18 protein-coding genes are annotated in these 21184 nt (G+C 45.0%); 7 read left to right on the top strand and 11 right to left on the bottom strand.

Annotated elements, in window-relative coordinates:
- Positions 1-47 precede the first annotated feature (47 nt).
- Entirely contained in the window at positions 48-587 is a 540-nt protein-coding gene (locus B9Y93_RS19950) for a phosphatidylglycerophosphatase A family protein (RefSeq protein ID WP_085497506.1), read from the top strand.
- 359 nt (positions 588-946) lie between these two features.
- Here B9Y93_RS19950 and B9Y93_RS19955 read toward each other — a convergent pair whose 3' ends face one another.
- Complete coding sequence (locus B9Y93_RS19955) at positions 947-2011, bottom strand: MBL fold metallo-hydrolase (protein ID WP_085497508.1); 1065 nt, start codon at positions 2009-2011, stop codon at positions 947-949.
- A gap of 125 nt (positions 2012-2136) precedes the next feature.
- On the opposite strand from B9Y93_RS19955, the gene B9Y93_RS19960 reads away from it, so the two are divergent.
- Positions 2137-3510 carry a hemolysin family protein gene (locus tag B9Y93_RS19960; protein ID WP_244903505.1) on the top strand — a complete coding sequence of 458 codons (1374 nt, stop codon included), beginning with the start codon at positions 2137-2139 and terminating at the stop codon, positions 3508-3510.
- 206 nt (positions 3511-3716) lie between these two features.
- Here B9Y93_RS19960 and B9Y93_RS19965 read toward each other — a convergent pair whose 3' ends face one another.
- The 5 genes from B9Y93_RS19965 to B9Y93_RS19985 all read right to left on the bottom strand — a co-directional run bounded on the left by B9Y93_RS19965 (position 3717) and on the right by B9Y93_RS19985 (position 9415).
- Positions 3717-5099, bottom strand: a complete 1383-nt coding sequence (locus B9Y93_RS19965) for a uracil/xanthine transporter (protein ID WP_085497510.1) — start codon at positions 5097-5099, stop codon at positions 3717-3719.
- A 385-nt stretch (positions 5100-5484) separates the two neighbouring features.
- Positions 5485-6213: a ThuA domain-containing protein gene (locus tag B9Y93_RS19970; protein ID WP_085497512.1), complete on the bottom strand. Its 729-nt coding sequence runs from the start codon at positions 6211-6213 to the stop codon at positions 5485-5487.
- A gap of 45 nt (positions 6214-6258) precedes the next feature.
- Positions 6259-7227: a sugar phosphate isomerase/epimerase family protein gene (locus tag B9Y93_RS19975; protein ID WP_085497514.1), complete on the bottom strand. Its 969-nt coding sequence runs from the start codon at positions 7225-7227 to the stop codon at positions 6259-6261.
- 183 nt (positions 7228-7410) lie between these two features.
- Positions 7411-8493 carry a Gfo/Idh/MocA family protein gene (locus B9Y93_RS19980; protein WP_139829199.1) on the bottom strand — a complete coding sequence of 361 codons (1083 nt, stop codon included), beginning with the start codon at positions 8491-8493 and terminating at the stop codon, positions 7411-7413.
- Positions 8494-8659: 166 nt separating this feature from the next.
- Positions 8660-9415, bottom strand: coding sequence for a sugar phosphate isomerase/epimerase family protein (locus B9Y93_RS19985; RefSeq protein ID WP_085497516.1), 756 nt, complete (start codon positions 9413-9415; stop codon positions 8660-8662).
- 190 nt (positions 9416-9605) lie between these two features.
- Here B9Y93_RS19985 and B9Y93_RS19990 point away from each other — a divergent pair, with 190 nt between their 5' ends.
- The 5 genes from B9Y93_RS19990 to B9Y93_RS20010 all read left to right on the top strand — a co-directional run bounded on the left by B9Y93_RS19990 (position 9606) and on the right by B9Y93_RS20010 (position 13918).
- Complete coding sequence (locus B9Y93_RS19990; RefSeq protein ID WP_085497518.1) at positions 9606-10457, top strand: AraC family transcriptional regulator; 852 nt, start codon at positions 9606-9608, stop codon at positions 10455-10457.
- A gap of 164 nt (positions 10458-10621) precedes the next feature.
- A complete protein-coding gene (locus B9Y93_RS19995; protein WP_085497520.1) occupies positions 10622-11479 on the top strand; it encodes a MurR/RpiR family transcriptional regulator in 858 nt (285 codons plus the stop codon).
- A gap of 6 nt (positions 11480-11485) precedes the next feature.
- A complete protein-coding gene (nagB, locus tag B9Y93_RS20000; RefSeq protein WP_085497523.1) occupies positions 11486-12214 on the top strand; it encodes a glucosamine-6-phosphate deaminase in 729 nt (242 codons plus the stop codon).
- Positions 12207-13388 carry an N-acetylglucosamine-6-phosphate deacetylase gene (gene nagA / locus B9Y93_RS20005; protein ID WP_085497526.1) on the top strand — a complete coding sequence of 394 codons (1182 nt, stop codon included), beginning with the start codon at positions 12207-12209 and terminating at the stop codon, positions 13386-13388. Before nagB ends, nagA begins: the two co-directional genes overlap by 8 nt.
- Positions 13389-13630: 242 nt before the next feature.
- Positions 13631-13918 carry a hypothetical protein gene (locus B9Y93_RS20010; protein ID WP_085497528.1) on the top strand — a complete coding sequence of 96 codons (288 nt, stop codon included), beginning with the start codon at positions 13631-13633 and terminating at the stop codon, positions 13916-13918.
- Positions 13919-14235: 317 nt separating this feature from the next.
- Here B9Y93_RS20010 and B9Y93_RS20015 read toward each other — a convergent pair whose 3' ends face one another.
- From B9Y93_RS20015 to B9Y93_RS20035, 5 genes are all read right to left on the bottom strand, one after another.
- Positions 14236-15603: a cohesin domain-containing protein gene (locus B9Y93_RS20015; RefSeq protein ID WP_085497529.1), complete on the bottom strand. Its 1368-nt coding sequence runs from the start codon at positions 15601-15603 to the stop codon at positions 14236-14238.
- A gap of 305 nt (positions 15604-15908) precedes the next feature.
- Positions 15909-16631, bottom strand: coding sequence for a restriction endonuclease (locus tag B9Y93_RS20020; RefSeq protein WP_085497531.1), 723 nt, complete (start codon positions 16629-16631; stop codon positions 15909-15911).
- Positions 16632-16759: 128 nt separating this feature from the next.
- Complete coding sequence (locus B9Y93_RS20025) at positions 16760-17224, bottom strand: hypothetical protein (protein WP_085497533.1); 465 nt, start codon at positions 17222-17224, stop codon at positions 16760-16762.
- A 156-nt stretch (positions 17225-17380) separates the two neighbouring features.
- On the bottom strand, positions 17381-18607 hold the full coding sequence (locus tag B9Y93_RS20030) for a Kelch repeat-containing protein (RefSeq protein ID WP_176228987.1): 1227 nt from the start codon (positions 18605-18607) through the stop codon (positions 17381-17383).
- Positions 18608-19155: 548 nt separating this feature from the next.
- Positions 19156-20244 carry a serine hydrolase domain-containing protein gene (locus B9Y93_RS20035; RefSeq protein ID WP_085497537.1) on the bottom strand — a complete coding sequence of 363 codons (1089 nt, stop codon included), beginning with the start codon at positions 20242-20244 and terminating at the stop codon, positions 19156-19158.
- Positions 20245-21184: the final 940 nt, after the last annotated feature.

The following is a 21184-nucleotide window of genomic DNA, read 5'->3' on the forward strand; positions in this document are numbered from 1 at the left end:
ATAATAGAGTATGATTTCATTAATATTCTTAGTGAGGTGATGAGCTTATGACAGAAGAGAACAAAAAGCCATACAGCCTAGACAGTGAAAAGGTGGAAGCAGCAACTAGAGAATGGCTTCGCAAGCGAGGCGTTACCGTAGAGCAGATTGCAGAGCTCGTCATGTTTCTGCAGCAAAAATATTTCCCTGATCTAACGATGGAATTCTGCATACATAATGTAGAGCAGGTGCTGCGTAAGCGCGAAGTGCACAACGCAGTGCTCACTGGCATACAGTTAGACATTCTCGCAGAACAGAAGCAGCTGATACCCGCGCTTCAGGATATGATTGAGCATGATGAAGGCCTGTACGGAGTCGATGAGGTGCTTGCTTTCTCCATCGTGAACGTATATGGCAGCATCGGCTTCACCAACTATGGTTATGTAGACAAATTGAAGCCTGGCATCCTTAAAGATCTTAATGATAAGACTGATGGCAATATCCATACGTTCCTTGATGATATTGTCGGTGCGATTGCAGCCGCGGCAAGCAGCCGTATCGCTCACCGCAAGCAGGCGCATTTTGAAGAAGAGATGAATGACAAGTAAGAGCACCTCATGCTGGGGTACGAGAGCTGATATGAACAGCTTTCAACGATGCTTGAAGACGGTTTGCAGATAAGTTATGGCAAAGCCTGCAATTCGTGAATTCGTTATTCACGAGACATGGCTTGATATGAAAAGGGACCATTGCGGCATTGGCAGCAATGGTCCTTTTATCATGCAAAAAACAAACTGTACTGCTAGATAACGCAAGCAAGAAAAGGAGCACACACAATATGCCTCACTCCTCGATATGCAGCTCTTTGCTAACTACATTCAAGCAGCATTGGGAATAAGGCTTGACGTTCTCCCTCTCCTAAGAACGACCTGCTTGGATTGATGGAATCCAGCGTCATCTACAGGCTCTACAGGATCTGCCACTGCCTGACACCATCCCATTCCCTTTCCTGAATCAACCCTCTTCGCCGCAGCTCGATCAGATGAGCAAGCGTCTCTCCCATCGCAAATCGGAACTCGTGAACGGACAACTGAGGCGGAACACCAAATGTGCTTGCACAAAGCGCATAAGCAGTTGTTGGCAAATGGAGTTCCTCCATAAAGGACAGCAGCCGCTCCTCATGATGCTGAAGCAAATACTCAATTCGAGCATGAAAATGGGCAAAGGGATATCGATGTCCAGGAAAAGCAAAGGTGACCGGCAGCTGATGAAGCCGATCAAGGCCTTCCATGAAGGAATGAAGCGGCTCGGGATCGCTATCCGGCAAAAAGCTTACATTAGGCGTAATGCGCGGCAGCACATGATCACCTGCAATCAATGTGCCAAGCTCAGCATTCCATAACGCCATATGACCCGGCGCATGGCCATGAGTTTCAATAGCCTGCCACTGCCCTTCAGCGAAGAACAGCTGGTCGCCTTCCTCCAGCCATGAGATGGCCGGAAGCGGCGTGACTTGCGCAACAAAGCTCTCCATATGGCCATAGATTTGCATAAGCGTCTCCACAGGCGCTCCATGGAGCGTGAACAGTTCCCCCATCGCTGTACTCATGGTGCGATTCTTTCCCCACATTCGAGAAGCATGATCGTACCCGACTTTTGACAAATAAACAGGGCAACGATGCTGTTCTTGCATCCAGCCTGCCAGTCCAAGATGATCCGGGTGATAATGCGTTAGGATGATCTGCTCTATCCTCTGGCCGCTTATATCCAATGCATGATACACCTCTGCCCAAGCTTGCTCCGCTTCGACTGTTCTCATGCCAGGGTCAATGATGGTATATCCTTTTCCCTCTGTATAGAGGGCATAAGCATTCACCCAGCGCAGTGCATTGGGGACCGGGACCTGAATCTGATAGATGATTCCTCCACCTGCATGATGCTCCCAGCCGATAACCTTCACATTGTCTGACAGATCAATGTCCTTGCGCTTATATGGCCATTGATCTTCGCCTTCTTGCGCTTCTATGCTCATGACATCACACTTGCCTTTCTACGAATTCATTTCTTCTATTGTACAAACTTTAGCAACTTTTGTTAACACAGCCGCAAGGATAAAGCCTCCCTCATTACACAACCTATATGAAAACAATGAAAGCCATGATTGTCCATAGCTCCCTTGCAGCACCGGACCCAGTCATGATCTTATTACTGCTCCAATTGGAGGTGGGCGCGATCCTGTGGAAGCTGCTGTTCGTTCTGTTTCTTATTGCCATGACCGCTTTCTTTGTCGCGACGGAATTTGCAATCGTTAAGCTTCGCCCAAGCCGCGTCAATCAGCTTGTGGATGAAGGCGTTCCGCATGCCTTAGCCGTCAAGAAGGTCACCACCCATATGAATGAATACTTGTCCGCCTGTCAGCTCGGCATTACGATCGCATCGCTTGGTCTTGGATGGCTCGGCGAGCCTACGTTCGTTCAACTGTTTGCACCGCTATTAACGCTCGTTGGCCTGTCCGGCGCGGTGATGCATCTATTGTCGTTCATTATCGGCTTCAGCGTCATTACTTATATATCCGTTGTCGTCGGCGAACTCCTGCCGAAGACCGTCGCCTTGGTCCATGCAGAAGCGATGGCGCTGCGCTTTGCCGTACCGATCATTTGGTTTTACCGCATTCTTTTCCCATTCATCTGGCTGCTGAATGAATCCGCCAACGCCCTTGCGAGACTGCTTGGCTTCCATCCCGAGCGCATCCATGATCAGGCACATACCGAAGAAGAAATTCGGCTTATTCTGAGCAACAGTCTCGCGAGCGGCGAGATTACCAATACGGAATACGGCTATGTCAATCGAATCTTCAGCTTCGATGAACTGTCCGCTAAGGAAATCATGGTGCCAAGAACAGCCATGGTCTGTCTATATGCGGACCGATCGCTCCAAGACATCTGGCGCACCGTGCGACGCGAGCAGTATACCCGCTTCCCTGTCGCAAGGGACAACAAGGATCAGATTATCGGCATGATCAATACGAAGCAGCTGTTTCTAGAAGCCGATCATCAGCTCGATTATCCGTGGGAGCGCGTCATCCGTCCTGTGCTCATGCTGCCGGAGACCGCGCCTATCAAGACTGTGCTTCGACGGATGCAGCGAGAACACCTGCATATGGCGGTGCTATTGGATGAATATGGCGGGACGGCGGGACTCATCACCATCGAAGATATTCTTGAAGAAATTGTAGGCGAGATTCGGGACGAATTCGATGAAGACGAGGTGCGTGAAATTACGAAGCTTACTGAAGGGCGCTATCTAATGGATGGCATAACGCCGCTTGTTCATGTGACACAGCTCGTGCAGGTTGCCTTTGATGATGATGAAGCAGATACGATTGGCGGCTGGCTCATTCATCGGAACTCAGAATTAAGAGTTGGGCAGAAGCTAACTTACGGCCCGCTGACCTTCATCGTGAAGCGCAAGGAGCGGCACCGGATCAAATTGGTGGAGATGCTTGTAAATGCTTCACAAGCAAGTGATTGATCCATCATACAAACCCGATGCTCATTACAAAAGCGAAAGTCCGGCTTAAGGCTCAAGCTCTCAGGATAAAGTTTTGCGCTCATGTTCACGCACTTAAGTCCCCTTGATCTAATTATCCTTAAGCTTGCAAAAAGGCCTCTTTATGAGAATGGATCATAGAAATAAAAAAAGCAGGAAGGCCAGCTGACTGACCTCTCCTGCTTTACTTATCCGCTTTTTGCTTCAGCTATGGCTGGCTTCTCTGTTTTCTCTGGTTTCTCTGGTTTCTCAGCCTTCTGGCTTTCCTTGCGGTCCTGCTCCTCCATCCGATCCCACGGGATAAGATGGTTCACAAGCAGCGTAAGGATGATGCCCAGCAGCAAGCCGTTAGAGATCAGCGGCTGAATCAGCAGCGGCACCTCGGTCCATACCGTGCTCGGGAAAGTCATCCACGAGAGCCCAATAAACGCCGGCAGTGCGACTCGGTATATGGTACGCGAGGTAAAGGTGATTCCTCTTAGCTGCGTCAGTGCCGAATTCATCATGCTCAGATAAGCAACAAAGAGCACGGCATTGCCCACCGTTAATGGAAGAGTAGAGAAGAATTCCGCCAGCTGCGGAACAAATCCGAACAAAATTAAGCCTGAGGCGCCAATCATAAACGGAATGCGGTTGAGTATTCGCGTAGCCTGCAAAAATCCGATCGTTGATGCATAGGTTCCGTAAGGAACGACGCCGAATATCCCCGCTAAAATATTCATGAATCCGGTCACGATAAATCCGCCCCGGTATTGCCTTGGGGCAGGCTCTGAGCCAAATAGCTGAGCAGATCCCTTCATGGCAGCCATCGTATTGGACAGGTTCAACAAGCCTGTCAAATAGGTTACAGCCACAATTCCGCCATTAAGCGGGACTTCCCATGGGCTTCCCCATGTAAAAGGCGTCCACAGCTGCCCTCCGCCATCAAAGGATTGCGCCTCCGTGCCAAAAATGAGCGTGTAGAAGATCCACCCCACGATGATACCGATCAATATCGCAAAGTTGCGCAGCTTAGCGGGCCCCGCTAGCGTCAGCAGCAGCACAAGCACGATCACAGCCAGTATAAAGAGCGAGGTCATGGGATGAACCGTTGCTTCTGCATTTAAGCCAAGCATGCCCTTCGCGAATATGAAGATCAACTGTGAGGCAATAAGAAAGATGATGACAAACATGACATGAGGCGTAAACCACTTTTTGATTCGATCTCCGACCCCAAACAGCCCCATCACAATAATGGTAATCCCGCTCAATACAATTCCGGTTATCATCGAAGCGCCGACCTCTGGCAGGCTCAAGCCCATAGAAGGCGCTGACGCGCACAGACTAATGATAACCCCCCACCATAATCCTGATTGGCCTTCGAGCAGAATCCAGCGATGTCCGATCCATACCTGTAGCAAGGAGGCTGTTCCTGTCAGGATGAAGGCACGCTGTATAGAAGTGGCAATATCTCCACTGCTCAAGTCAAAAGCATGCCCAATCGTCAATGGAATTACAATCGTATTGGCAAACATGAAGAACAGCCATTGAATTCCTGCCAACGTATGCTTAACCGCTCCTTGCTGTTCCATTCCAATCCCCTTTCCCATCTTCTGCAGAGCATCGATGCTTATCTATCAATTGACATATTATTTGATTATGTCATAACCCAATTCGCTCGTGCAACGCGATTAAATCGAGCTAAGAGGATGAAAAAAGGGATATTTGCAGGAATAACGCTGTGAATTGAGGGAATTTGCTGTCTCCAGCCAAATTATCAAAAAAAACAAACACCGAATCACTCATTAAACAAGAGTTGAATCGGTGTTTGCTTATAGCCCTTCTCTACAGGCTCCTATCCTCATTACGAGGATTATACATAATCGGCTAGGTATCTAAACGAACCTTTCATATCAATCCTGTGCTGTGCATTTCTCACCATGCTGAACGAGTTGTCATGAGAATCCCTGCTTCTGATTATTGCTGCGGCAGGGGTTCAAGCGGCTTGGCATTGCCATAGCTCGGATATGGACGCTGAACAGGCTTCGTCCATTCTACGGCATTGCGAATGACACGCTGCACATTGCTGTCATGATAAGTAGGGTAAGTCTCATGTCCTGGACGGAAATAGAATACCTTGCCCATGCCGCGCTGATAGCAGCACCCGCTTCGGAAGACCTCGCCGCCCGTGAACCAGCTTACAAATACTAGCTCATCCGGTGCTGGAATGTCAAAGTGCTCGCCGTACATTTCCTCTTCCGGAAGCTCAAAGTATTCGCCCAAGCCTTCGGCAATAGGATGACCAGGAGATACCACCCATAAGCGCTCCTTATCGTTTGCTTCGCGCCACTTAAGATCACAGGAGGTCCCCATAAGCTTCTTGAAGATCTTCGAGAAGTGTCCGGAGTGAAGCACAATCAGTCCCATGCCATGCATCACGCGCTGGTATACGCGTTCTACGATGTCCTCACTAACCTCTTGATGGGCCATGTGCCCCCACCAGATCAGGACATCCGTATCCTGAAGCACCTGCTCGGTCAAGCCGTGCTCTGGCATATCCAATGTCGCATACTGAATGCGATAAGCATCTGCCAACGGCGCACCGATCGCATGATGAATGCCTTCTGGATAGATTTCTGCTACCTTCGGATTATGCTTCTCATGACGGTTCTCATTCCATACCGTTACGCTAATAGGTTGTGACATTCATTCATTACTCCTTCCTTATTACAGCCATGCAGGGTGATTCGATTACACCCACCACATCTCGCCAAGCGGCTCCTTCATCAAGAGCGGCTGAAGCGCCTGAACGGCTTTGGTAAAGCCTTCGTCGATGGACATCAGCCCATCCTCATGCTCGATGCTAATCACATAATCATAGCCGACCAGGCGCAGCTCGCTAATGATATCCGCCCAAGTCTTGGCATCATGGCCGTATCCAACTGTACGGAACTGCCATGCCCGATCCAGCATCTTTGTATAAGGCTGCATGTCTGTTACGCCATGCATATTCACATTGATTGGATCAATCGTGGTATCCTTCGCATGGAAATGATGAATCGCATTTTCTCTGCCAAGGATGCGAATAGCTTGCACAGGATCAATGCCCTGCCACCACATATGGCTAGGGTCAAGGTTCGCGCCTATCACATCGCCTACTGCCTCACGAAGGCGAAGCAGTGTTGCTGGGGAGTGCACCGAGAAACCGCCGTGCAGCTCCAGCCCAATCTTGATGCCGCGCTCCTCAGCATATTTTCCTACTTCCTTCCAATATGGAATGACCTTCTCTGACCACTGCCAATTGAGCACTTCTGTGAAGTCATTCGGCCAAGGCGCGATCGGCCAGTTCGGATATTTCGCTCCCTCATGATCGCCTGGACAGCCGGAGAACGTATTCACGACAGGGACACCAAGCTTCGCCGCAAGATCAATGGTCGCGATCAAATCATCATGAAACGCCTGTGCAATGTCTTTTTGCGGGTGAAGCATATTGCCGTGCGCGCTAAGCGCACTGATCGTCATGGAGCGCGAATCAATCGCATGCTTGAAGGCTTGAAGCTTCGCCTCATCCTTCAACAGCTCATGCGGATTGCAATGCTTGTTGCCGGGATAGCCGCCGCAGCCGATCTCCACCGCCTCAACTCCTTTTGCAGCAATCGTATCCAGAGCCTCTTCAAGCGATAGTTGTCCATAAAGTACAGTAAATACGCCAAGTTTCATTATAAACCCTCCTGCTCCTCAATTCTTCTATTCACGTGCAAGGCAGAAGATCCTGCCGACTGCCGCTCAACAAAGTTGGCCCTCAATCGTATGGTCCGGATTCTTCTGCCCGCTTTGCTTCCTTCTATATAGATCGTTTAGAACACCATGATCTATTCTATTGTTCTAACCCTGCCTGATTCCTTATTCAAATACTACCGCTTGACCTGTGCGGGCAGACTCATAGATCGCCTCTAGAATCTCAGATACCACGCAAGCCTGCTTCGGCGTTACCACTGGGTCTTTATCCTGCTCGATCGCTTCCAGCCACAGCTGCATTTCAAGATCAATATCGCGAATGGTCTCTCCGTCATAGAACGCTACGCCGCCAGCATTCAGCTCGATCTTTTGTTCATAGAGACGGCTGTGCTTCTCGCCGTTGATATTCAGTCCATCCCACATGTCAGCTCCGCCTTCTGTTCCGCAAAGGGTACATTTTGCTTCGCCAATCTGCGTCATGTTAATCGCCCAGCTCGACTCAAGCACAATCGTTGCGCCGTTCTTCATCTTGATCATGCCAAAAGCAGAGTCCTCGACCGTGAACTTCGCAGGATCCCACGGCCCCCAAGAATTCGCCGCATTCTCTTTGCCGCCAAGCTTATGGAAGGAGCTGCCGAGTACAACCGCCGGCTCATAGTTGTCCATCATCCACAGCGTCAGGTCAAGCGCATGCGTACCGATATCGATGAGCGGACCTCCGCCTTGCTTCTCTTCATCCAAGAATACGCCCCATGTAGGAACAGCGCGGCGGCGAATCGCATGGGCCTTCGCGTAGTAAACCTCGCCAAGCGTGCCGTCCTCGCACACTTTCTTCAGGTATTGGCTGTCGCTGCGGAAACGATTGTTATAACCGACAGTCAGCTTCTTGCCTGTACGTTCAGCCGCTTCCACCATGCGTCTAGCGTCGGCCGCTGTCTTCGCCATTGGCTTCTCGCACATTACATGCTTGTCGCTCTCCAGCGCTGCAATCGCAATCTCCGCATGAGAATCGTTTGGCGTACAGACGTGAACGATATCAATCGTTTTGTCCTTCAGCAATTCCTGATAATCGGTGTACACTTTGGCACCTTCAGCGCCATACTTCTCTTTTGCTTCAACAGCGCGCTCCTCGATGATATCGCAGAATGCGACCATTTGAGCATTTGGGCGCTTGGACAATGCTGGCATGTGCTTGCCGTTAGCGATACCCCCGCAACCGATAATTGCAATACGAAATGTTTTTGACATATGAATACCCTCCAATTAGGAATAGAATGTTATGGTTAAATCTATTGCTTCATGTACATGCAATATTCGCAATGATGGACATGCGAAGATGAAAGGCTGATGTCCCTTAAGATTGCTGTCTGCAATTCCTGCACATTCTCATGTGCATTTTATTGCAGTCCATGCTTTATAAATCCTTCAAATTATCCTTGATCCATTGCAGGCTCGCTTCCACACTCTCAAGGGAGCCCCGCTGCGTGAAGTCCTGTTCCACGATCAGCCATTCAGCACCAGCAGCCTTGGCTGTTTGAGCCACGCTCACCAGATCCAGCGTTCCTTTGCCAAGCTCCATTGTGACTGGAGAGCCATCTTCTGCAATGGCAAGATCCTTGAAGTGCACAAATGGCAGCCGGCCTTGATAGCGTTCGATCCATGCAAGCGGATCATGACCACTGTATTGTACCCAGCATACGTCTAATTCTGTCACAACTTGAGGGGCAAGCTCAAAGATTTGCTCCAAAACGGTCTTGCCGTCCACTTCGTGTTCCAGCTCAAATGCATGGTTGTGATAACCGATCTTCATGCCGTGTTGTTGTACGCGCGCAGCTGCATCTGTCAGCAAGGAGACCGTCTTGGCAAGAGCTTCCTTCGTCTCGTATTGTTCTTTTGCGATCCATGGGCAGACGAGGTATTCGTTGCCGATGGCTTTGTTCATGTCCACCTGCTCATCCAGATGGTTCATCAGCTGATCAAGTCCAATATGGCTGCCAACTGCCTTCAAGTTCAAGCGCTTCAGCGTAGAAGACAGCTCGGCTGGTGTCAAGCCACCATATCCGGCAAACTCTACTCCTTCATAACCCATTGCCGCTACTTTTTCCAATGTGCCGACAAAATCCTTCTCCATCTCATCACGAACGGTATACAACTGCAATCCAATACGCATGAATAAACCCACCTCTTATCGTTATCCAATATCGCCATTTATGAAAAGGCTTGCAAGAGAACGATTACATTGTGCCATAGCTATCCGCAGATTGGTATGAAGGATACACCCTTAACATGAACAATTCTGCTATCGCATGCTATAATACTTACAAAATAACGCGATTCTTAGAAAAAAGGAGCATGACGCTATGAGCCTGTCGCCACCCCTTCATACGGCCTTCAGTCGTCTGTATGCGGGCTATGCCAGACATCGCAAGCCGATGCATATGGCGATCCCCACGCTGAAGCACTACCTGATCCGCCTTCAGATCGAGGGCTCTGCCCATATTGCCGTGGGAGATCAGTATGTGGCCATGAGCCCTGGGCATCTGTTGATGCTTCATCCAGGGCAGTCGTATGATCTTCGCATCGGCTATAAAGATCCGGTCAAGCTCGAACCGCTGTCGAAGGTGCACAGCTTCGATTACTACTTCATTATCAATGGCCCTTGGCTCGATGCTTGGTGGGACGAGCATCAGCCTGCCTCACTGTCCGCTCATGCGCTCGATGACCGCATGCTGACGCTGTGGAGAGAGATTATGCAGGAGCAGCGCCTGCAGGAGATGCACATGAACGATATTGTTATGTACTTGACATTTGCACTATTTCAGATGTTCGATCGGAAGCTTAAGCAGACGAGCATTGAGAACATTGATATCCGCACAACGAGGATTGCCCATGAAATGAAGCAATATATCGATCGCAATCTTATTGAGAGCTTTACGGTCAACGATGTTGCCGAGAGCGTGGAGCTCAGCGCCTCGCGCGCAGCTCATATCTTCAAAGCAGAGTTCCAGCAATCCATTATGGATTATGCCATTGATGCAAGAATTGCACTTGCCTGCGAGCGTATCCAGCATGAATACATGTCCTTAGAGCAGATTGCAGAACTTTGCGGCTTCCAAAGCTATACCTATTTTCACCGCACCTTCAAAAATCGGCTGGGACTGTCCCCGCGGCAATTCCGCGACCAACGCCAGCTGCAGGGAGAGATCCAATAAAGAAATAAAGGGCTTTCTAAACAAAGAGTGACAAAATCCCGTTATCCCTTGCAGTACAGGCATAACTCTTATATGATGAGAGTGATCTTAAAAATTATTTTCATGAATAAGTAAAGTTTAATTAAAATTTTTTCCGTATCGGCATAAAAGATTGGATGATGATGATGTCAAGCATTCTACACGCAATCAAGCAAGAACTGGAGCAGCTTCATCAGCAAGAACGCAAGCTCGCTGACTACATTCTGCATCATCCGGGTAATGTAGTGACAATGGGCATCACAGAGCTTGCTGAGCAGTCAGGCACATCAGCAGCAACGGTTAGCCGCTTCTGCAAGAGCATGAATTTCCGAGGCTATCCGGACTTCAAGACGAAGCTTGCACTTGATCTTGCGCAGGCTGCCGCTCCGATGACGTATCAAGACATCATCGCAGGCAATCCGCTTGCCGAGATCGTATCTGCCATGGAACAGAATCATCTTAGGTCTATCTCGGATACGACCCGATTGATGGATCTTCAAGCGCTCGAACAGGCCATCCGCGCCTTGAATCAAGCAGGCCGCATCGATCTGTACGGCGTAGCGACCTCCGGCATTGTCGCGATGGACTTCTATCAGAAGCTCATTCGGATTGGCAAGCAGGCTACTGCCTTTCCCGATCCGCATATGCAGGTCACCTCTGCTGCGAACCTTAGCCCGCAGGACGTAGCCATTGGCATCTCGTATTCTGGCGAGACGCTAGAGACCATTGATTCGCTTCAATGCGCGAAGGAGCAGGGAGCCATCACCATATCCCTGACAAAGGTCGGCTCCAGTACTCTAGCAAGTGTGGCAGATATCAATCTCTTCGCTTCTTCATTAGAAGAAGGAATGCGGCGCGGCGATATGGCATCGCGAATTGCGCAGCTGCATGTCATTGATATTATATTTGCCGGCATGGTTAGCGAGAAGTTCGATGAGCATATTCCGAAGCTTGAGCATTCGTATCACCTGGTACGCAAGTACCGTAAAGATAAAGGGAGGTAATTCATAGTGAACATCATGACGTTTAACACGAACGAGGAATTGGACCAGATTGCAGCAGGCATCTTTGCAAGCCTTATCCAGACAAAGCCTAGCGCCGTGCTCGGCCTGGCAACAGGAAGTACGCCAATCGGCATTTATCAAGAGCTGATTCGCTTGAATCAAAAAGGCTATGTGAGCTTCAAAAATGTCCGCACGTACAACTTGGACGAATATGTAGGCTTGCCTGAAGGCCACAAAGAAACCTATCGCGCCTTTATGGACAATCAATTGTTCAATCATGTTGATATTGATAAAGCGAATACGCATGTGCCAAACGGCATGGCAGATGACTTGGAAGCAGCCTGCAAAGAGTATGATGAAGCGCTCGCGAAGGAATCCATTGATCTTCAGATTCTGGGGATCGGTCATAACGGTCATATCGCGTTCAATGAGCCGAACTCTCAGCTTCATGCTGGCACTCATATTGTGACGTTGAAAGAAGATACTCGTCAGGCGAATGCACGCTTCTTTAATTCCATTGATGAAGTTCCTACTCATGCTGTAACGATGGGAATCGGCTCCATCCTAAAAGCAAAAATGATTATGCTTGTCGTTCGCGGCAAGGAAAAAGCGGAGATTGTACATCGTGCCTTGACTGGCCCTGTAACAACAGAGGTTCCAGCATCCTTGCTTCAAACGCATCCTAATGTAGTCGTACTTCTCGACAAGGAGGCATCAACAAAATTCCATGGCTAATTCAACCTTTACGATTAAGAATGCTCGCGTAGTTACGCTCTCTGGTGTGCTTCATGATGCGGTCGTTCACGTAGAGAATGGTCGCATAGCCTATATCGGTACGGCTTCTCAGCTGACCGGGAAAGAGCAAGCTTATCTTCCTGAAGCTATTGATGCGAAGAACGGATATGTGCTTCCAGGATTTATCGATATTCACGTGCATGGCGGTGCAGGCGCAGACTTTATGGATGCGACAGCGGAAGCCTATGACACGATTACCAAGTTCCATATGGAGCACGGCACAACAGCCATGCTTGCCACTTCGATGACCCAATCCCGTGAGGCGCTGGACGCTGTCGTATCCGCTGTCGACGCTTATCAGAAGAGCGGATCGAAGTATACACAGCTGGCAGGTCTTCATCTCGAAGGTCCGTTTGTGAATCCGAAGTATAAAGGTGCGCAAAACGATGCTTACATGATGGACCCGCAAATCGACTGGCTTCAGGACTGGCACGAGCGCTACCCTGGCGTAATGAAGCAGCTAAGCCTTGCTCCTGAACGCAATATGGCGCTTGAAGCGATTCGCTGGTGCCGTGCGCATGGCATTAATGTTGCCGCAGCGCATACCGATGCCACCTACGACCAGATCGAAGTTGCCGTTAATGCCGGCTTGAACCAAGCGGTCCATACCTTTAATGCCATGACGCCAATCAACCATCGCAATCCAGGCACCGCGGGTGCTGTATTGTCGGACGATCGCATTACAGCTGAAGTCATTGCAGACGGACATCACGTGCATCCTGCCGTCATTAAGATTCTGCATCGTGCTAAAGCGCCAGGCAAGCTCGTCCTCATTACAGATGCGATGTCTGCAGCAGGCATGCCAGACGGCGAGGGTTATTCCCTTGGCGGACTTAACGTTACGGTTAAGGAAGGCGTGGCTCGTCTTGCAGAAGGCGGCTCCTTGGCAGGCAGCACATTGACGATGATCGGCGCGCTTAAGTTCGTGATGACTCATCTGGGACTTCCTGTAGAAGAAGCTTCCAAGCTGGCAAGCTACAATGCCGCAAAGCAGATCGGCATCGATCATGTAACCGGCAGCATTGAAGTCGGCAAGCAAGCTGATCTAGTGCTGACAAATGCTGATTTTGATATTCAAGCCGTATGGGTACAGGGTCATACCCACATGCTTTAATGTTCCAAGTAGATTGATTTCGCAATACATTCGTTATCTTAAGCCTGTTTATCTTTCCTGATAGACAGGCTTTTTTCATACCCGAATTCGCTCCCTGCTTTGGGCCTCCTCTCACTTGTCTGTTTTTCTCCTTGCACTGCGTAGTGGACTAACCTATTTTCACTCGGAATAGACAGCTCTCTCAAGCAAAAGAACGAGCTGCGAATAGAATATAGCAACCACTGGACAAGGAGGTGCCATGCATGGGATACGGCTACGATCATAGAAAGAGATGCCATGATTATGACCCTTGCAAGAAGAAGCATCATCACAAGTGTGAAGAAGATTACGAAGAAGATTACGAAGAAGATGATGACGATGATGAAGAATACGATCCGTGCAAAGAGAAAAAGCACAAGAAACATAAAAAATGCGATGATCATAAGAAAAAAGATTGCAAGAAAAAGAAAGATAAAAAAGAGAAGAAGCACTGTGCGAAGAAAATCGTGATCATCATCGAGTGTGAATGCGAGAAGTGCAAGAAGAAGTAAACTAGTGCTAGAGCATTCTTTAAACGCTTTGATCTTTTACCATACTCGTTGGGTAAAGGATTGCGGTATGCGGGCTTATTATGGAGCTGCTGATTTTTTGGCAGCTTTTTTTATCTTTCATCCCTCACCCACCATGAACGGACTTCCAATAGAACACCACAAGCTCAATGAGGAGAAACATCATATATAAATAAAACACTACATTTAGACATTTACGAAGCATCTACTTGCACCACTCTTGTATAATATCCTTTTAAGTCATAGCAGGTTAATCCCAAATGATGAAAAACCGCTCCATAATAGGAGCGGCAAGGATTTTATTTATTAAAATCATATTCAGGGTTAGCAAGGATTATCTTAGTTAGCTCAGTAAGATCGATTTCAGAGATATTACCTGTAGTTCCCAAAAATGATGCTAGGTCATCTGATAATATAGATTTATCTTCGTAATAATGGTACCCTAATAACCCTAAGTGCTTTAAAGTAAAATTTCCTGCTATTACTTCAATTTCTGTTTCTCCCAAGTTCTCTTCTGATAACGTTGTTTCAGTAGTTCCGTTATCGGCAATTTTCCCCTTTATCACATCCACTTTACCTTTTCCTAATCCTACAGCTTTAAAAGTAAGGTTAACCAAGGTACCCTTGTCATTGATTCCATGTGCTTTACCTAAGCTTGCTGTAATAAGCCTTATTGTATCATCTGTAATAACTTCATTATGAAAAACACCCATATGATCTACTGCTTCTACTTTAATCAATTGAAAACGCGTTTTATCATACTGAATAGTGAAGTCTTCTGCATAGATACTATAAACATTCTCTAAAACAGTTTGAACTGTAAAGGTTTCATTTAACAACACTTTATCTTTTATTGCCTCAATGTTTAAAGTTGCTGTACTAGCCTGTGGTGTTGCTTGTACTTCAATAGAGTTATTACTTTCTATATTATCTCTCACAGCAGTAACTACATAATAGTATGTTGTTCCATTTTTTACATTAATATCAGTAAAAGTTGTTTCACTTAATTTCGTTGCAAGAGTGGAGTATGGTCCACCTTCGGTTACAGCTCTTTTAACAATATAGCTAGTTGATTCTTCTACTTCATCCCAAGTTAAAGTAACGGATTGATCTCCAGCTATAGCAGTTAAGTTACTCGGTGCTTCAGGCGTCTGCTCGTTAATTAACGTAAGTTCACTTATTCCAATCCAGAAAGAATCATTTTTTGCTTCTATCATTAGACCTTCATAGCTACCTGGATTTACTTGAAAGGGTTCGAAGATCTTACTTCCCCCGGCTGTTGATGTTACATCACCATCACCAGGGTTATTTATGGATACCCAACTTCCATTTACTAAACCTTTAAAGGTAAATGAGTATTTCGAACCTCTCGGAACTGATGAAGCAGCTATCTGAATTTTGGAAATGCTGACCTTTGTTGGGAAAGTAAGTTCTAGTGTTCCGGATTCAAGCCCAGCGTTCCAAGAAGTCTCAAGATTTCCATCAAGAACATTCGCTGCAATATTGTTTTGATATACACGTGAGGCTGTAATAGATGTTCCTTCTGGAGGAGAGAATCCTAGCATTCCGTTCACTGCTGTACTTGATTGCTCTGCCAAAATTGATGTTGGTAATAAAAACATTGTGAAAACGAGGATTGCAAGTAATAGACTGATTGATTTCTTCATTTTTCCCGTTGCTCCTTACTCATTAGTTATGTTGTGTCCATAGTGACGTTACATAATGTGAGTACATAAAATCAAAACATTATTATCTAATTTTGAGAATCTTATACTGCAACTCTATCAATGATAAATTTCCGTCACTTTATTAGGAATTAAAACTATATATTTCCACATAAAATCCATTCAAAATTAAAGTAAATAGAAAGGTGCTAGATTGTACATGATTTAAAAAATTATTGTCTACTTAAAGGTTAGAAATAAACCTCTCTTTATTGAAATAAAAAAGCCACTGTTATCAGCGGCCTCAATCATATATCTTGTGTATACCGACATCTTGGAAAGGCACTGCAACCATAAAACTCACCCTTTAATCCGTTTCGCAATACTAATTTACCTGCGCACTTTGGACAAACTAATTGATCTTTAGGAGTGGAAGCGATAAATACTTTAGCCGTCGGAACTGCTTTCGGATTCAAATTTAAAATCATTTCAACAAGTTCGTCTCGATTTATTAATCTCACATTATTTGATTTCGCTAGATCATATGCAGCAGATGTATAATCTCTGTTTGTTACTACCCATGCTTCAGAAGCAGAATAATGGGCAATTGCCGCTTGTGCCTCTTGGACTGCTTTTATTCCCACATTTTTACTATAACGTTTAGCCTGAACAACTATCTTTCTATTGGCTTTTTGAATAACAAGATCAGCACCATAATCTCCACTAGCTTTAGTTACCGCTACCTTATAACCTTGTGCTTTGAATACGTAACCTAAGTACGTTTCAAATTGTATTCCATCCATTTTATCTATATCAGCAATGCCTGATTTTTTAAGCCGTTCCGTTCTTCTTACTCCTAAGATAATCAATACGACAATAAATAATGCAAATGAAAGAACACAAGCAATCAAAGAAGCCTGTACCGACTTGGTCAAATAATATGTACCTAATAATGACCCAAAAATGATTAATCCTGTTACCCCTTGAATTAATTCTTCTTGTTGTTTTGCTTTACTTTTTCTTCTTGCCAAGAAAATCTCCTCCAACTGTCAAATCTATCATTCTATCTTTGAATGATCAAGAATTATTCTGGAAGCTGTGAATCGTTAGCATAATAAAATACCGCCCCAATGTGGAGCGGCTATTAATTGGCCTAGTTTTAAATATCTTGAGTACCCCAATAAAGTTTATATGTTTTAGCAGAGAAAGCTCCTTCTTTGGCATAGACTTTAAGATAAACTGTTGCATTAGGTGGGATCTGAAACCAGCTAAGTGAATCAGGATTTGTACTACCAGGACCTGAATCAGGTGTAGGCATTGGGCCTGTTGAATTTCCATCAGGATAATCAATTGTAAAGTCCAAATTATAGTTTGTAAAATTATCTGGCTCAATCATAAGTAAAGATGCAAACACGTACTTCGTGACACCTGTATCATTGGTCCATTTTAACCAATCTACATCATTCGCACTTGTAAGTGCTAATCCAACAATCTCACTATTAGACAATGGTTTAGCGTCTTGCCATGTGTCATACATACCTTGTATTCTTGGGGAGACTGTTTGTGCAAAAGCTGATTGAGTCATAGAGAGTACACATACTGCAGTAATTACTGTAAGTAACATCTTTTTGAACTTCCTATTATAACCTCCTAATAATAGGAATTAGTTCCAATTACACCTTAATCCACTTATCCAATAGTTTCAAGTAAGATATTGTAAGTTTATATCAACTATTGAGTTTTAAATAGAAAAACCACTCCAATGAGGAGCGGCTTAGCATTAATTAGACAAATTGTATTCACTTACTTCAAACGTAAGGATCTTATCAAAGATTACATAGTCTTTACGGCTAACAAATGGGCCTTTATTGTTGTTATGTTTATTGATTGCATACGATGCTGTACCTGTGCCTGCTTGCTTGGCTTCGTACCAAGCAATAAATGAATTTACTTCTGCCATAGAAAGGTCATATTCTTTTTCAAGACCTGTAGTTAAGGTAATAGTTAAAAGTGCTCTGTCACCAGTAGGTTCTGGATTTGGATTTGGTTCAGGATCTGGATCAACGCCACCAAGTTGTGATAGATCATATTCTTCAATATAATTTAAATATCCTCCTGCTCCTCCACCTAATACATATATTTTGTTATCCACAACTTCAGCTGAAGAGCCATATCTGGCATAATTTAAAGGTTGAATTAATGTCCATTCGTCTTTTGTAAAATTATATACATCAACTGTATTAATATCTTTAAAGTTCTGATCTTTTCCACCAATTAGAAACATCTGATTTCCAACAACTACTGAAGAAGCTGTTGCTCTTTCAGAAGGTAGTATTGTTTTGATTGCCCATTTATTAGTGACAGGATCATATTCTTCAACTTCTTTTATAAAAACATCGTTTTTATTAAATCCACCTGCCACATATATTTTTCCATTGTATGATTCAACAGTTGCATTATACCTTCCTTTAATTAGATCAGCTTTGGTTGTCCACGAGTTTGTAGCAGGATCATATTCATGAACTTTATTCGTTTCAATATTATTACCTCTGTCATATCCGCCAATAGCATATATCTTACCGTTTAACTCTACCACTCCGAGGTTTTCTCTTGCATTTGGTATGGACGCTTTAGTTGTCCAAGTATTTGCCACCGTATCAAAAGCATACACCGATGTTGTGGAGTCACCTACCACATAAATAATTCCATCGACTACTGCAGCTTTAAAGTATGATTTAGCACCTGGCATACTTGCTTTACTTGTCCACGTTCCATTAATGGGATCATATTCTCTAACATCCTTATTTTTTTCTACTGAGTTACTTCTTCCACCTATCGTATATATTTTATTGTTTACAGTAGCTGATGCGAATAACGCTCGTTCAGAAGGCATAGGTGTTTTTACAACCCATCCTGGCACATCCGTTGCAGCAAAAGACACCTGCTGGAAACTTACCATTGAAATAAACAAAGCGCACAAAATTAAACTGATTCTTTTTAATTTCACTTTTTCCACCCTTTTCGTGTTTTTATGAATGCGTTCAAACACCAATGCTATAATACATATGAACATATGTCTATGTATATAAACATTGAAATTAACATACATCATTAAATATGTCTTATCCCCCTTTTCATAATAAATTGTCTACGTTATAAACGAAGGACCTACTCCGGTCTCTGGCTTCTTATTGCTTCCTTAACTATTTACTAGAACTCGGTTCTTTGCTTCATTCTCCGTTATCTTCATGCTTATCGATGATTCAAGCTTTCCATCTTCTTACGTTCTTCACTAATAACCACAGTATCAGTTCCCCAGAGATTGGGTAATCGTAAAAACGTCCCCAAGTGTTTATCACTGACCCATCTATACTGATCTTAATTCTGCAAAAACCCTTTTTGCACAAAAAAGACGCTAAGTATCCAAATAAACCCCATAATTGGCGTTTGGATTCTCGCGTCTCTTCCATTTCCTACTGACAGAGCAAGCCAATCCTTCAACTTTTTCAAAAATCCAATGACAACAAAATAGCGAGACGATGGGAAATCAAGTCATTAAAGTCGCTCTTCCCATATCCAAATTGGCTGCTGAAGAACGATGGATGTAAGATGACGGTTGATTCTTTTTGCATTTACCGTCATCTCGTTGCTGAGCACGATCACGGTTAAATCCTCGTCAATCAGCCGTGCAACATAATGGCGGAAACCACTTGGATATCCTCCTGGATGCCCAACTGCTTTTTTCCCCATAACGTCTTGAGTGTACCATCCATATCCATATCGATGCGGAAACTTTTTAGCATGGGTCATACCCATCAACTCAGATGTTTCTTTGCTTATCAGCACATGATTGCGCAAGGCTCTGTCAAACCGCTCTAAGTCTTCCGCTGTAGAAATAATATCTCCAGCTGCGTACGCTGCAGAATGATGCATGAAGGGCCCGACTTTTTCTTCTATATGTCCTTCCGCTTGCGGCATGCCTGCTGGAACCGTAAACATAGAATGAAACATGCTGCTCGGCTCAAAAATATGCTCTTCGATATAATTGGCATATGACTGTCCGCTGACTTTTTCAATAATAAGTCCTAGCATCACATAACCCGTATTACTATAACGAAAGCTTTGGCCTGGGGTAAATTCTAATTCAGAATCGCTAACGGTTTTTACAATATCATATGGATTCCATTCTTGGCTGTAGTCGAATTTGAAATTCGGCTTTAGATAATCCGGAATTCCCGAGCTATGGCTTAGTAGATGACTTATTGTAATAGACTCTCCCTTCGGAAAGTCTGGAAAGTATTGCGAAACTGCATCATCTAGGCTTAGGCGTTCCTGTTCTACTAGTTGCAGGACTGCTACTGCAGTGAATGTTTTCGATAACGAAGCGATCGGATAGAGCGTGCTTGGGCTGTTAGGTACATCAGCGGCTGCCAATCCGTAACCTTTTGAAAATAACACATCACCTTCCTTTGCAATTAGGACGGTTCCTTGAAATTTCTCATTGGTCAAATATTGATCGACTTTTTCGAAAATGCTTCCTGATAAATCACTATGGCTGTTACGTCCCAATAACAGCAAAGCTGCTATAACCACGATTACTATAACAATTATAGTAATAGAGAACATTTTAAAGGAATTTTTCATATTTATACCTCTCCGTCTATTGGGTTATGGTGATGATCCTTCTAAAACAAAAATCTTATATGTAGGAAACAGTACTCGTGCTGATGTAGGAATTAATGACGATGATGATAATCGAACAGCAATTGATTGTTCACCTAATCAAATGGTTTGCTGTGATTTCTCCAAAACAAATCCTCTGTTACCGTCCTATTCATGAATAAGACGTTATTAATATGTAAACCCCTTATGTTCATGTAGATTCGAAATGGAGGAACAACTTCTCTGCTTCAAGAACGTCACATATTACCATCAACATACCTTCCACATCACATATCCAACAAAACAAAGGCTTGTACCCCTACCAGGTAGAATTCTGATTTTTTGTGTTCTGTTATAGTCCTATAAAACCCTATAAAATCAAGCTTTTTTTGTTGTTCTTATGTTATGTTCATTTGAATTGCAATCTCATCACATCAATTTTCACATCAGATTCACATCAAAGGAAGATGCTTGAACAGAGGGCACTAACACATGTTTCTTTGAAGTTAACGGGGACTTTTTTTCATGCACGAGTGGATGCGCGGTCATCATAACGGCCCTTGAAAATTTTTGATCTTCCCCTCCCCTTTATACTGAAAGTTAGATAGGATGATCTCGTTTCAATCGAGAGCACAGTCGACATGCTGCTTAAGGTATGCCATCCATTACATATCTCTACTTCAATGACCTTACTTATAGTAAGCCCATGTGAGATGATGCATCATCCATATGAAGGTACTCACTTAACGAGTATCCCTTTGGTTTACATTTCCATACTCACTCAATGAGTATATAAGCGCTCGATCGACACAAACTCATCTAGAGGTACTGGTTATCTATCCGTCAAATATGACGGGGAGCTTAGATGCATATTAAGGGTCCCATTTAACACTCACGAATTGTCCGTACCCACAAGTGGGCA

The organism is Paenibacillus aquistagni, from assembly GCF_900177815.1.
GTDB lineage: Bacteria > Bacillota > Bacilli > Paenibacillales > Paenibacillaceae > Paenibacillus_B > Paenibacillus_B aquistagni.

Coding starts and splice junctions, on each gene's coding strand:
- B9Y93_RS20010 (WP_085497528.1), top strand. CDS start 13,631: ATGGGATACGGCTACGATCATAGAAAGAGATGCCATGATTATGACCCT.
- B9Y93_RS19970 (WP_085497512.1), bottom strand. CDS start 6,213: ATGTCACAACCTATTAGCGTAACGGTATGGAATGAGAACCGTCATGAG.
- B9Y93_RS20025 (WP_085497533.1), bottom strand. CDS start 17,224: ATGTTACTTACAGTAATTACTGCAGTATGTGTACTCTCTATGACTCAA.
- B9Y93_RS19955 (WP_085497508.1), bottom strand. CDS start 2,011: ATGAGCATAGAAGCGCAAGAAGGCGAAGATCAATGGCCATATAAGCGC.
- B9Y93_RS19980 (WP_139829199.1), bottom strand. CDS start 8,493: ATGTCAAAAACATTTCGTATTGCAATTATCGGTTGCGGGGGTATCGCT.
- nagA (WP_085497526.1), top strand. CDS start 12,207: ATGGCTAATTCAACCTTTACGATTAAGAATGCTCGCGTAGTTACGCTC.
- B9Y93_RS19975 (WP_085497514.1), bottom strand. CDS start 7,227: ATGAAACTTGGCGTATTTACTGTACTTTATGGACAACTATCGCTTGAA.
- B9Y93_RS20035 (WP_085497537.1), bottom strand. CDS start 20,244: ATGAAAAATTCCTTTAAAATGTTCTCTATTACTATAATTGTTATAGTA.
- B9Y93_RS19960 (WP_244903505.1), top strand. CDS start 2,137: ATGATTGTCCATAGCTCCCTTGCAGCACCGGACCCAGTCATGATCTTA.
- B9Y93_RS19990 (WP_085497518.1), top strand. CDS start 9,606: ATGAGCCTGTCGCCACCCCTTCATACGGCCTTCAGTCGTCTGTATGCG.
- B9Y93_RS19950 (WP_085497506.1), top strand. CDS start 48: ATGACAGAAGAGAACAAAAAGCCATACAGCCTAGACAGTGAAAAGGTG.
- B9Y93_RS19965 (WP_085497510.1), bottom strand. CDS start 5,099: ATGGAACAGCAAGGAGCGGTTAAGCATACGTTGGCAGGAATTCAATGG.
- B9Y93_RS19995 (WP_085497520.1), top strand. CDS start 10,622: ATGTCAAGCATTCTACACGCAATCAAGCAAGAACTGGAGCAGCTTCAT.
- B9Y93_RS19985 (WP_085497516.1), bottom strand. CDS start 9,415: ATGCGTATTGGATTGCAGTTGTATACCGTTCGTGATGAGATGGAGAAG.
- B9Y93_RS20015 (WP_085497529.1), bottom strand. CDS start 15,603: ATGAAGAAATCAATCAGTCTATTACTTGCAATCCTCGTTTTCACAATG.